Origin of the sequence: Pseudomonas sp. HY13-MNA-CIBAN-0226 (assembly GCF_040310305.1) — a bacterium.
Classification (GTDB): domain Bacteria; phylum Pseudomonadota; class Gammaproteobacteria; order Pseudomonadales; family Pseudomonadaceae; genus Aquipseudomonas; species Aquipseudomonas gregormendelii.
The window spans coordinates 33,315-45,443 of sequence record NZ_JBEOPS010000019.1 but is presented as its reverse complement, the minus strand read 5'-3'; the positions used below and the strand labels follow the sequence as shown (position 1 = coordinate 45,443).

Annotated in this window: 8 protein-coding genes; 5 read left to right on the top strand and 3 right to left on the bottom strand. The window is 61.9% G+C overall.

Annotation, left to right across the window (positions count from 1 at the left end):
• Positions 1-31: 31 nt before the first annotated feature.
• On the bottom strand, positions 32-1,660 hold the full coding sequence (gene pvdP / locus AAEZ05_RS20500) for a pyoverdine maturation tyrosinase PvdP (RefSeq protein ID WP_350648611.1): 1,629 nt from the start codon (positions 1,658-1,660) through the stop codon (positions 32-34).
• A 222-nt stretch (positions 1,661-1,882) separates the two neighbouring features.
• On the opposite strand from pvdP, the gene pvdM reads away from it, so the two are divergent.
• The 5 genes from pvdM (at position 1,883) to AAEZ05_RS20475 (ending at position 9,965) form a co-directional block, all read left to right on the top strand.
• Positions 1,883-3,232, top strand: coding sequence for a pyoverdine-tailoring dipeptidase-like protein PvdM (pvdM, locus tag AAEZ05_RS20495; RefSeq protein ID WP_350648609.1), 1,350 nt, complete (start codon positions 1,883-1,885; stop codon positions 3,230-3,232).
• 29 nt (positions 3,233-3,261) lie between these two features.
• The gene (pvdN, locus tag AAEZ05_RS20490; RefSeq protein WP_350600390.1) at positions 3,262-4,542 is read left to right on the top strand and encodes a pyoverdine-tailoring periplasmic protein PvdN; all 1,281 of its coding nucleotides are present in this window, start codon (positions 3,262-3,264) and stop codon (positions 4,540-4,542) included.
• A gap of 101 nt (positions 4,543-4,643) precedes the next feature.
• Positions 4,644-5,522 carry a dihydropyoverdine dehydrogenase gene (gene pvdO, locus AAEZ05_RS20485; RefSeq protein WP_350600391.1) on the top strand — a complete coding sequence of 293 codons (879 nt, stop codon included), beginning with the start codon at positions 4,644-4,646 and terminating at the stop codon, positions 5,520-5,522.
• Positions 5,523-5,599: 77 nt separating this feature from the next.
• Positions 5,600-7,249, top strand: coding sequence for a cyclic peptide export ABC transporter (locus AAEZ05_RS20480; protein ID WP_350648607.1), 1,650 nt, complete (start codon positions 5,600-5,602; stop codon positions 7,247-7,249).
• 238 nt (positions 7,250-7,487) lie between these two features.
• Positions 7,488-9,965 (top strand): TonB-dependent siderophore receptor, encoded by a 2,478-nt coding sequence (locus AAEZ05_RS20475; protein ID WP_350648605.1) that lies wholly within the window; start codon positions 7,488-7,490, stop codon positions 9,963-9,965.
• A 178-nt stretch (positions 9,966-10,143) separates the two neighbouring features.
• On the opposite strand, the gene AAEZ05_RS20470 is transcribed toward AAEZ05_RS20475, so the two are convergent.
• Both AAEZ05_RS20470 and AAEZ05_RS20465 read right to left on the bottom strand, forming a co-directional pair.
• Entirely contained in the window at positions 10,144-10,491 is a 348-nt protein-coding gene (locus AAEZ05_RS20470) for a DUF6124 family protein (protein ID WP_350648603.1), read from the bottom strand.
• A 487-nt stretch (positions 10,492-10,978) separates the two neighbouring features.
• Positions 10,979-11,935, bottom strand: coding sequence for an alpha/beta hydrolase (locus AAEZ05_RS20465; protein ID WP_205892445.1), 957 nt, complete (start codon positions 11,933-11,935; stop codon positions 10,979-10,981).
• Positions 11,936-12,129 lie beyond the last annotated feature (194 nt).

Below are 12,129 nucleotides of genomic sequence, written 5' to 3'. Positions count from 1 at the left end.
GACTTGCCCGCGATGAACGATAACGCGGCCTTCAAGCCTCGCTTTGCCTGGCCTTCAAATGCCGCGCATACCAGGGCCGCTGCGGTACCTTGCGCAACAGCCCGGCCAGTTTCTGCTCCTCCTCACCAAAAGTAATGCGCAGCGCCAGCTTCATGGTTTCCGGGTCCATCTCCATTGACTTGCCCGCCTGCAAACCCGGTGTGGTGCTGCAACCATGAGTCCCCGGCCCCAGCCACGGGTCATCCACCTCAACCCAGCGCCCCGGCGCAAACCACGCCACGCCATTGACCTCCAGGCGACTGACCTGCCCCGGATGAAAACGCTCGTGGGCGCGGAACCAGTCTTCCAGTCGATCATCGATCCAGCCGTGAAAATGCCAGAACACCGGGCTCACATGGGAGGAAAAGGGATCGCCGAGAAAATCGTTCTCTGCGGCAAACCAGCGCGCGGAAAAATCCGAGGGGTCACGGGCAAACGGCACCGGCTGGCCATTGGACGGATCGCGCGGCACCGAGGCCCAGCGCATGTGCAGCCAGTCGTGCAGGCCCAACTCGACCTCGGAACCGAACTGCCCCAGCGTCAGCTTCGACAGATAACGTGGATCACGATAACGCGACTCCCACACCTGGAAATTGCTGTGGTAGGTCTCGGCCGTCTTGATGTCGGCCACCCACTGCGAGTACTCGGCATCGTCGTCGGCCAGCCAGGTGGGCGGCAAAGACGTGCCATCGTGATTGTCGAAGTAGCGGGCGAAGCCGACTCGATCCCGCGCCAGTTCCGGCTGCGGCAGGGGAAAATGCGGCCACGACGGCAGATCCTGCATGGAGCGCGCCGTACCGAGCATGTGCCGGTGCATAAAGAAAAAATCCACACCGGAGCCATTGCGATCCTTGCGCGCGCCCCGGGCATCGCGCTCCTTGTCCCGCGGCCCGGGCTGCCAGCCGATGCCGCGCAGGGCGTTGCGCTTGTCTTCGGGCAAGGTATGCCACTTGTCCCGGGAGGCGTGCCACAGCTGGTGGAACAGCCGATGCTCCGGCGAAATCAGCCAGGCCAGCAGCGTCGGGTTGAGGCCCGTGCGCTCACGCGCTTCGGGAAACACCCGCTTGAGCGCGATAAAACGATTGTCCTGGGCAGTCATCATCAAGGGCCGATCCAGGTTCAATACCCGGCCGCTGAGCGTCGCGCTGCCGGCGTTGCCGAAACCCGCCCAGACTTCATCCAGGGACATGCTGAATTCGTAATCCGGGGTGTCGTGCAGTGCATCGGCGCTGATCAAGCGCCAGCTGAGCTCGGCGGGTTTGGCATCCGCCAGGTCACCCAGCACCCGGTAGCGCGGGGCTGCAGTGGCGCGCAAGCGCTCGGCGGTGTCGAGGTAACCGGTGAGGCCGCGGCCCTTGTGGCCGATGTCGAGAAACAGTTCCAGGCCATCCCGGGGCAAGCCTTCGATACCGGCATCATGCCCCTCGAAGCGGATCTGCCAGACGCCGCGCAGGGTATTCGCCAGGTGCTGGCCAGCAACATCCGCCACGTCGAACGTCGCTTCGCCGGGGGTGATCGTCGGGTCCGGGCGGGTCCATTCACGATGCCCATAATAAGCCGCAGGCACGGCGGCACCGGTCAGCGCCAGGCCTGCCATGAACCATCGTCGAGAAATCGTCATTGCCCTACCTGTGTCAGCCATGAAGCAGGCTTTATCCAAGCTAGAACGTTTGTTGCCTTCAAGAATTTAAGCGCATCTCGGGCAAGCCTTGCTCCCACAGGGATCTCCATATGGGCCCGCACGCTCATCTAAATTTTCCCACCGGTCAATCGTTCTTCCCAGATAACCGTTCTTCCCAGATAACCAAGGCCCCTGCGGCCGGCGAACCTGACTGAGATGGCAATGACAAAACCACGTTCGAAAAAGGCGCTCTACATCGGCCTGCCGCTGGTGCTGGCCATCAGCGCCGGAGCCGGCTTTGCGGCCTGGGGCTACTGGTTCAAGGACAACCCCGGCTACCCGGTCAAGGTGATGAAGCAAGCCGATGAACTGCAAGAGCGAATCCTCTCCTTCGACAGCCACGTCACCCTACCGCTCGACTTCGGCACCGCCGACAACGAGGCCGACAAGGATGGCAGCGGCCAGTTCGACCTGGTCAAGACCGCACGCGGACGCCTGTCCGGCGCAGCCCTGACCATTTTCGGCTGGCCGGAAATCTGGAATGGCGAAAACGCTCCGCACCGCCCCACTGCGGGGTTTGTCGACGAGGCGCGATTCGAGCAGGAAACCCGCTACAAGATCATCAGCACCCTGGTGCGCGACTTTCCCAACCAGGTCGCCATCGCCTACACCCCGGACGACTTCCGGCGCCTGCATGGCGAAGGCAAGTTCGCCATCTTCATGAGCATGCTCAATGCCTACCCGCTGGGCAACGACCTCAACGCCCTGGACAAGTGGGCCGCGCGCGGCATGCGCATGTTTGGCTTCAGCTACGTGGGCAACAACGCCTGGGCTGACTCCTCGCGGCCGCTACCGTTTTTCAACGACTCGCGCGACGCCCTAGGCGGCCTGTCGGAGACCGGCAAGCAGGCCGTGCACCGGCTCAACGACCTCGGGGTGATCATCGACGTGTCGCAAATGTCGACCAAAGCCCTGGAGCAAGTCGCGCAACTAAGCCGCACACCGATGGTGGCCTCGCACTCGGCGCCACGGGCACTGGTGGACATCCCGCGCAACCTCAGCGACGCGGAGATGCAGCTGATCAAGCAGAGCGGCGGCGTGGTCCAGATCGTTGGCTTCCCGACCTACATCCGCCCGCTCAGCCAGGCGACCCAGGACAAGCTCAACGCCCTGCGTGCACGCTTCGACCTGCAACCGCTGCAGGGGCTGGAGATGGCCTTGATGCCCGGCGACCCGATCATCACCGTCTGGCCGGAGCAACGCTTCGGCGAGTACGCCAGCCAGCTGTACGCAATAGTCGACGAAGAGCCCAAAGCCACCCTCAAGGACTACGGCGACGCCATCGACTACGCCGTGAAAAAAATCGGCATCGACCATGTCGGCATCAGCTCCGACTTCAACGACGGCGGCGGTCTGGACGGCTGGAAAGATGTCAGCGAAGCCCGCAACGTGACGGCGGAGCTGATCAGTCGCGGTTACAGCGAAGCCGACATCGCCAAACTCTGGGGCGGCAATTTCCTGCGGGTGTGGGCCCAGGTACAGCAGTCGTCGAAACCGCTGGCGAACAACTGATGCCCACTTTGCAAAAGCGAACCTGACCCATGACCAACCGTCGATCATTCCTCAAGCAGGCCGGCATCCTCGCGGCGGGCCTGCCCCTGGGTGCCGCTGCAGGCCTGCCGGCCCTGGCGGCTAATCCGGCGCCATTGCCGAAAGACAAATGGGCGCAGTTGCGCCAGCTATTCAACCAGGACCCCGACTACCTGCACTTCGCCAACTTCCTGGTGACTTCGCACCCAAGGCCCGTGCGTGAGGCCATCGAGAGGCATCGCGCCCACCTTGATCGCAACCCCGGCCGGGCCATGGACTGGGACCTGGGGGAAACCGAGAAGCGCGAACAGCAAGTGCGCGAATGGGCCGCACGCTACCTCAACGCCAGGCCCGAACAGATCGCCCTCACCGGCAGCACCACCGAAGGCTTGTCGCTGATCTACGGCGGCATCCATGTGCGTGCGGATCAGGAAATCCTTACCACCGAGCACGAGCACTACGCAACCCACTACGCGCTGGACTACCGCCAGCAGAAAGACGGCGTGAAAGTGCGCAAGCTCAAGTTGTTCGAGAACAGCCGCGAGGTGTCGGTGGATGAAGTGCTGGGCTCGATTGCCAAGGGCATACGCCCCAACACCCGGGTACTGGGCATGACCTGGGTGCAATCGGGGTCCGGCGTGAAACTGCCCATTGCTGAAATCGGCAAGCTGGTGGAAGAACATAACCGCAACCGTACGGACCAGGATCGCATCCTGTATGTGGTCGACGGCGTGCACGGTTTTGGCGTCGACGATCTGGATTTTCCCGACATGCACTGCGACTTCTTTATTGCCGGCACCCATAAATGGATGTTCGGCCCGCGCGGCACCGGGATCATCTGCGCCCGCTCGGCCGAGCTCAAGGACGTGACGCCGACCATTCCGACCTTTTCCGAAGCTACCGCTTTCTCGACCATCATGACCCCCGGTGGCTACCACAGCTTTGAACATCGCTGGGCGCTGGATGAGGCGTTCAAGCTGCACCTGGAACTGGGCAAGGCCCAGGTGCAGGCACGCATCCATGGGCTGAACACCTATGCCAAGAATCGCCTGCTGGAGCACCCGCAGATGGAACTGGTCACCCCCTTGAGCCCGGACCTGTCGGCCGGCTTCAGCTTCTTCCGGGTCAAGGGGCGCGACTGCGAAACGGTCGCCGCACAGCTGATGAAGAACCGGGTGGTGTGCGACTCGGTGGACCGCGATGTCGGCCCGGTCATTCGCATTGCGCCAGGCCTGCTCAACAGCGAACACGAGATCGACCGCTTCATGGCCTTGCTGGGCAACACCGTCTGATGCCTGCCCCCCGGTATGACACGTACCCCTTGTGGGAGCGCGCTTGCTCGCTCCCAAAAGGGAATGTCCACGCCCTCAGTTTTTCTTTCGACGAGACACCCATGAAAAGCAATCTGATAGTCCTGCCGCTCAAGGCGCTCGCCCTCACCGCACTCATCGCCGCACTGGCCCCAACCACCGCCCAGGCGGCCGCCGCGCCGCAACCGGGCAACGTATTCAAGGACTGCCGCGACTGCCCGGAAATGGTCGTGCTGCCCGCCGGCACTTTCACCATGGGCACGCCGGAAGACGAAGTCGGCCGCGAACCCGACGAGGGCCCGATGCACGAGGTGACCTTCGCCAAGCCATTCGCCATGAGCCGCTTCCAGGTCACCGCCGGCGAGTGGGACAGCTACGTGCGCGAAAGTGGCGTGACCATCGCCAATGGCGACACCCGCCCCGGACGCGAATGCATTGCCAGCAAGCCACGCTATCCCCAGGGCGCGCGTCAGCCGGCGGTGTGCATGAACTTCGATGACGTGAAGAACTACGTCGCCTGGCTGTCGAAAAAGACCGGCCAGACCTACCACATGGTCAGCGAGGCCCAACGCGAATACGCCGCCCGCGGTGGCAGCCAGGGCCCCTTCCCTTTTCCGTTCGACGAGGGCAAGGCGTACAGCATCGCCAAACACGCCAACACCTATGGCCCGGCCGACGGCTACAGCTACAGCTCGCCGGTGGGCAGCTACCCGGCCAATGCCTTCGGCATGTACGACATGCACGGCAATGTCTATGAGTGGGTGCAGGACTGCGAACACCCCAACTACGTCGGCGCGCCTGCCGATGGCAGCGCCTGGCTCGAAGCCAATTGCGAGGCCGTACGGATTCGCGGCAACGACTGGGGCGAAGCACCGGTGTTTTCACGCTCGGGCAATCGCAACAGCCAATACCCGCAAGAGCGTGGGGACTGGATCGGGTTTCGCGTAGTGCGCGATCTGTAGGAGCTGTCCTGCTAAATTAACCCCCGCACCAGACGTTCTACTGGGTATCTGCCTTTACACCCAAGGAACCGTCTTCCATGACCCAGCCTCCCCGTGGCGCCATCGGCGAATTGTTCGCCCTGTTGAAACCCTTTCGGCTGATCGTCGCCGCCTCCATCTTCCTGGGCATGGTTGGCGGCCTGAGCGTCACGGTGTTGCTGGCGACCATCAACAACGCGCTGCACTCCGAAACCGGTTTGACCCAGGGTGTGGTCGCGCTGTTCGCCGGCCTGTGCCTGCTGGCGCTGGCCAGTTCGATCTGCTCGGACATCGGCACCAACTACGTCGGCCAGCACATCATCGCCAAGCTGCGCAAACAGCTGGGCGAGAAGGTCCTCTCGGCCCCCATCGAACAGATCGAGCGCTACCGCAGCCATCGCCTGATCCCGGTGCTGACCCATGACGTCGACACCATCAGCGACTTCGCCTTCGCCTTCGCACCACTGGCGATTTCGCTCACGGTCACCCTGGGCTGCATGGGCTACCTCGCCATCCTGTCGTGGCCGATGTTCCTGATCATGGTTGCCGCGATCCTGATCGGCACGGCGATCCAGGCCTATGCCCAAAGCAAGGGCGTGCAAGGGTTCATGGCCGCCCGCGATGCCGAGGACGAGCTGCAAAAGCACTACAACGCGATCGCCGAAGGCGCCAAGGAGCTGCGCATCCATCGCCCTCGCCGCCAGCGCATGTACGCCTCGGGCATCAAGGCCACCGCCGAATTCATCTGCAACACCCAGGTGCGCTCGATCAACACCTTCGTCATCGCCAAGACCTTCGGCTCCATGCTGTTCTTCGTGGTCATCGGCCTGGCCCTGGCGCTGCAAACCTACTGGCCCAGCGCCGACAAGACCGTGATGAGCGGCTTTGTGCTGGTGCTGCTGTACATGAAAGGCCCTCTGGAGCACCTGATCAGCACCCTGCCGATCGTCAGTCGTGCGCAAATCGCGTTCCGCCGGATCGCCGAGCTGTCCGAGCAATTTTCCACCCCTGAGCCGCACTTGCTCCTCAGCGATCAGGGCCAGGTCAAACAGGCGGTGCATGAGCTGAAACTGTCTGATGTGCGGTTCACTTTCCCGGCCGCCGAAGGTGCCGCGCCGTTCCAGCTGGGCCCGGTGAACCTGACGATCAAGCAAGGCGACATCACCTTTATCGTCGGCGAAAACGGTTGTGGCAAGACCACGCTGATCAAGTTGCTGCTGGGCCTGTACACCCCGCAACAGGGCGAAATCCGCGTCAACGGCGAGGCGATTGACTCGCACAATCGCGACGACTATCGCCAGCTGTTCACCACCATTTTTGCCGACTACTACCTGTTCGACGACGTGATCCAGGGCGACCAGCACATCCCCGAAGACGCCAACCAATACCTGCAGCGCCTGGAGATCGCCCACAAGGTCAGCGTCAAGGATGGCAACTTCACCACCACCGACCTGTCCACCGGCCAGCGCAAACGCCTGGCACTGGTCAATGCCTGGCTCGAAGAGCGCCCGGTGCTGGTGTTCGATGAATGGGCTGCCGATCAGGACCCGACCTTCCGCCGCATCTTCTACACCGAACTGCTGCCGGACCTGAAACGCCTGGGCAAGACCATCATCGTGATCTCCCACGACGACCGTTACTTCGACGTCGCCGACCAGTTGGTGCGCATGGAAAGCGGCCGGGTGGTTACCGAACCCGTCAGTGCCTGAAAACCGGCTGCACACACCTGTGGGAGCGGGCTTGCTCGCGAAAGGGCCAGCACATTCTGCATGAGTGTTATCTGACCCACTGCTTTGGCGACCAAGCCCGCGTCCACAGGTAGTGCTTTATCGGGTCCGGCGAATTTTATTTGCACGTTTCTTTCCGGTTTTACCTGCGCGCCCCGTCTTAATAATCATTCTTATTCACAAAAAACTGCACAACACTTTTCAGGAGCTCAGGTAAGTAATGCGACCTCTCACCCGCCGCACACCTCTCGCACTGGCCGTACAGCGCCCGACGCTGCATCGCAGCCTGTTTACCAGCGTACTGCTGACCGCCACCTTGCTGGGGAGCTCGATGGTCAATGCGGCACCTGTAAAAGTGAGTATCCCGGTGCAGCCGCTGTCCAGCGCGCTGACCGAGTTGGGCATGCAGACCAACCTGCAGATCCTCTACAGCCCTGACCAGGTCGCCGGGATCAAGTCCCGCGCAGTCTCCGGTTCGCTGGAGCCGTCCCAGGCCCTGGCGGAACTGCTCAAGGGCAGCGGCATCTCTTTCCAGATCAACGGCAACACCGTGACGCTGGTGTCCGGTGGCAGCTCGAGCCTGCAATTGGGCGCCACCACCATCTCCGGCCAGGCGCTGGGCCTGACCACCGAAGACACGGGCTCCTACACCACCGGTGCAACGACCACGGCGACCAAGCTGCCATTGACCCTGCGCGAGACCCCACAATCGGTGACCGTGGTGACTCGCCAGCAGATGGATGATCGCGGCGCGCAGAGCGTCGGCGACGTGCTGCGCAACACCCCCGGGGTGACCACGCAAAAGTACGACAGTGACCGTACCGAGTTCTCCGCCCGTGGCTTTGCGATCACCAACTTCCAGTACGATGGCGTCAACCAGCCGTACGACGGTGTCTACGGCGAAAACCCCAACAACAGCGACGACTCGGCCAGCCTCGATCGCGTCGAAGTCATCAAGGGTGCTACCGGCCTGATGACCGGCGCGGGCGACCCGTCCGCCACCGTCAACCTGGTGCGCAAGAAGCCGACCAAGGATTTCAAGGCATCGGTCAGCGCCACCGCAGGCTCCTGGGATAACTACCGCACCGAAGGCGACATTTCCGGCTCGTTGAACGACTCCGGCACTGTGCGTGGGCGCTTCGTCGGCGCTCTTCAGGACAAAGATTCGTACATCGACCACTACAGCCAGAAGAAAGACCTGTTCTACGGCGTCCTCGAAGCCGACCTGACCGACGATACCTTGCTGACCCTGGGCGTCGACAAGTCCAGCGCGACGCCGCGCGGCAGTTCCTGGACCGGTAATGCGCCCTACTTCACCGATGGCGGCCGCACCGATTTCTCCCGCAGTTTCAACCCGGGCGCAGACTGGAGCCGTCGTGATTTCGACAGCGTCACCTACTTTGCCTCGCTGGAACAGGCGCTGGCCAATGACTGGAAATTCAAAGCCAGCTTCGACCAGAAAACCACCGATCACGACACCCAGCTGGCCTCTGCCAGCGGTGGCTACGCCGACCGTGCCACGGGCGAAGGTAACTTTCTGTACTGGGGACGCTGGGAAGGCCATCGCGTACAAAACACCGCTGACGTGAGCGTTTCCGGTCCTTTTACCCTGGGTGGCCGCGAGCATGAATTGGTCGCCGGCTTCATGGCAGCCCACTCGCGCCAGACCGGGGCAACCTACGACACCAGCGCCTTTGAACTGGTCCCGGGCAGCATCTACGACTGGAACGGCACCCTGCCCAAGCAGGAGTTTCCGAAAAACGGCAAGTACGAACGCACCCAAAGCCAGAACGGCCTGTACCTGGCCACCCGCCTGCGTCCGACCGACGACCTGTCGTTCATCCTTGGCAGCCGCCTGAGCACGTTCAAGTACAACGAAGACTACTCCTACTACCCGGGTGGCAGCCTGACCGACACCCATGCCAGCTACAAGGAACACGGGGTAGTCACGCCCTACGCCGGTGTGGTCTACGACCTGAACGAGACCTACTCGGTCTACGGCAGCTACACCAAGATCTACCAGCCGCAGATCAACAAGGACATCAACGGCTCGACCCTGGCACCGGTTGAAGGCGACAGCTACGAAACCGGTCTGAAAGCCGCCTACCTCGACGGTCAACTGAACGCCAGCCTGGCCTTCTTCCGCATCGAGCAGGATAACGTCGCGCAATCGGTCGGTACCGATCTGAACACCGGCGATGGCATCTTCGAAGCCACAGACGGCGCCACCACCAATGGCGTGGAACTGGAAATGGCCGGCGAACTGGCACCGGACTGGAACGTTTCGGCCGGCTACACCTACGCCCGCACCCGCGACAAGGACCATCAGCGCATCTACGGTTTCCCGCTGGCCACCAGCAAGCCGGAACATGTGATCCGCACGTTCACCACCTACCGCCTGCCCGGCGCGCTTAACCAGGTCACCGTCGGCGGTGGCATCAGCTGGCAGAGCGCGTTCTACGGCCTGAGCTACAGCCCGGACGTGGGCGGCGGCGAAGGCGGCGAGACCTCACTCAAGCAAGGCGGCTACACCCTCGTCGACCTGATGACCCGCTACAACTACGACGATCACCTGAGCTTCACCGTCAATGCCAACAACGTCTTCGACAAGAAATACCTGTCGGGCCTTGGCAACTTCGGCACCACGTTCTACGGCGAACCGCGCAACCTGCAGCTGACCGCGAAGTATGATTTCTGAGCGATAGGCTGAAATGAAAATGCCCGCTTCTTTCGACGCGGGCATTTTTTTTGGAAGAAGGTTGAACGGCAAGATCAAGTTGAACGGCAAGATCAAAAGATCGCAGCCTTCGGCAGCTCCTACGGGTGTACCCACCATCCTGTAGGAGCTGCCGAAGGCTGCGATCTTTTGACTCTAGTTACTCAGAACATCCAAGCTGATCCAATGCCCGTTTCACCGCCAATTCCCCCATCATGATCACCTGCGCAATCCCCAACAAGGCATTGCGCGAACTGCCCTCCATTTGATCCACCAGGTCGGTGGCCATGACATTGGCCGACGCCAGCGACTCGCAGGCATAGGCCAGCAAGGTTTCGGTGTCGAGCTCGGGGTTGACGGTGAACAGCGTGCAGAGTTTGCGCGGGGTGGCTTTGATGTCGGCGATCGAGGGCCGGGGTGCGGCAGTTTGGTGGGGGCCAGGTGAATCGGAATTATCAGGGGCTGTTGTCGGATCAGTGTCCGGCGGGTTGGGCGTTACCTTGAACATAGATGAAACTCCATATGTGACTAAAGGAGCCCTCACCCTCGCTACCAAACGAAGGTGGCGGCCATACGGAGGTTGGTAGACCGGTACATATGGCAAAACCGGCGCGCTCGAAAGCGCCCTGCGCACGGCCACCATATTTCAAATGCCAGAAGCACCTTGATCAGGTGACGTTATGCGTCATATGTACGAGGGCTACCAAACCCGATCGCTGTTTTCCAGCGACCACGCAACGATAGCGCCCGCACCCAAGGCGCACAAGTCGGCGGATTCTGACGTACCTGTAGGCAATGGCGCAAGGCGTTGTAGCCTGCAGGAAGTAATCATGGGCACGATTAAACACACAGCATCAATCGCTGTTTAAAGAACAAAACTCTATTGGGTTGTGTCCTCAAGACATGCGAAATTTTGCCGCCACCATCGCACCACACAAACTTGCCCGGAAAATCGTAATCCCCGTTTGAGGGATCGCGAGTGTTGTCGCTGCAGATCACAATCTTGCCCGCACCCACCCCGCCACTTGCGCGTGAATCCCTTCCACTTCGCTCAACAACCCACCCATGCGCATGAAGTCATGGGTCATCCCCGGTTGTTCCAGCAGCGTCATTTCATTCCCCGCCTCGCGCAGTCGTTCGGCGTATGCCAGCCCTTCGTCGTGCAACGGATCGTGCCCGGCCAGGTAGACCAGTGCCGGTGCGAGTCCTGCCAGGTCTTGTGCCAGTAATGGCGAGCAGCGCCAGTCCGCGAGGTCGGCGGGGGTGCGGCTGTAGTGGCTGTAGAACCAGTCCAGTGTCGGGGTTTCGAGCAGGTAGCCTTCGGCGAAATCCCGGTGGGAGGGGCGTTTGGTGGTGGCGTCGGTGACGGGGTAGACCAGTACCTGGGCCTTGGGTTTGAGTTGCAATTCTGCGGGGGTTTGTATCGCGATAATCGAGAGGACGGTGGCCAGGGTTGCACCGACGCTGTCGCCGGCCAAGGCTGCGCGGATGGCATCCAGGCCCTGGGCGGCGCCTTCTCGGGCCAGCCAGTTGGCGGCATCGCAGGCGTCCTGGATCGGGGTTGGGAATTGCCATTCAGGGGCCAGGCGGTAATCGACCGTCAGGAGGTCGAAGCCGCCTTGGGCGACGAGGCGCCGGCACAGGGCGTCGTGGGAGTCGAGGCTGCCGACGACGTAGCCGCCGCCGTGGAAGTACAGGATGACGGGTTGCAAGCCTTCGACCGGGTTGGCGTCGCGGTACAGGCGGGCCGGAAGGTTGTGGCCGTCTCTTGCGGGGAGGGTGAAGTGTTCGCAGTTGATGTGGGTCAGTGGGGTGTCGAGGAAGCTTGAGGAGGCTTCGAAATCGCTGCGGGCCTGTTCTGGGGTGAGGTCGTGCATGGGGCGGCTTTTGCCGGTGAGACGGCCGAATTCGGCGAGTTCAAGGAAGGCTTCGAGTTCGGGCAGGACGGGCATGGGGGGATCCTTTTACACAATAATCGGTGGGGAACGCGCAATGTTGGAAACACCGGTATTCCCGTAGGAGCTGCCGCAGGCTGCGATCTTTTGGCGGTGTTCGATGCACCGATAAGATCAAAAGATCGCAGCCTGCGGCAGCTCCTACAGGAGGCCGTGTTGTCAGACGAAGGCCAGGGTGCGCTCCACGTGTC

Bases quoted from the DNA above. Each gene is read 5' to 3' on its own strand.
- pvdP (WP_350648611.1), bottom strand. From the start codon at position 1,660: ATGACGATTTCTCGACGATGGTTCATGGCAGGCCTGGCGCTGACCGGT.
- pvdM (WP_350648609.1), top strand. From the start codon at position 1,883: ATGACAAAACCACGTTCGAAAAAGGCGCTCTACATCGGCCTGCCGCTG.
- pvdN (WP_350600390.1), top strand. From the start codon at position 3,262: ATGACCAACCGTCGATCATTCCTCAAGCAGGCCGGCATCCTCGCGGCG.
- pvdO (WP_350600391.1), top strand. From the start codon at position 4,644: ATGAAAAGCAATCTGATAGTCCTGCCGCTCAAGGCGCTCGCCCTCACC.
- AAEZ05_RS20480 (WP_350648607.1), top strand. From the start codon at position 5,600: ATGACCCAGCCTCCCCGTGGCGCCATCGGCGAATTGTTCGCCCTGTTG.
- AAEZ05_RS20475 (WP_350648605.1), top strand. From the start codon at position 7,488: ATGCGACCTCTCACCCGCCGCACACCTCTCGCACTGGCCGTACAGCGC.
- AAEZ05_RS20470 (WP_350648603.1), bottom strand. From the start codon at position 10,491: ATGTTCAAGGTAACGCCCAACCCGCCGGACACTGATCCGACAACAGCC.
- AAEZ05_RS20465 (WP_205892445.1), bottom strand. From the start codon at position 11,935: ATGCCCGTCCTGCCCGAACTCGAAGCCTTCCTTGAACTCGCCGAATTC.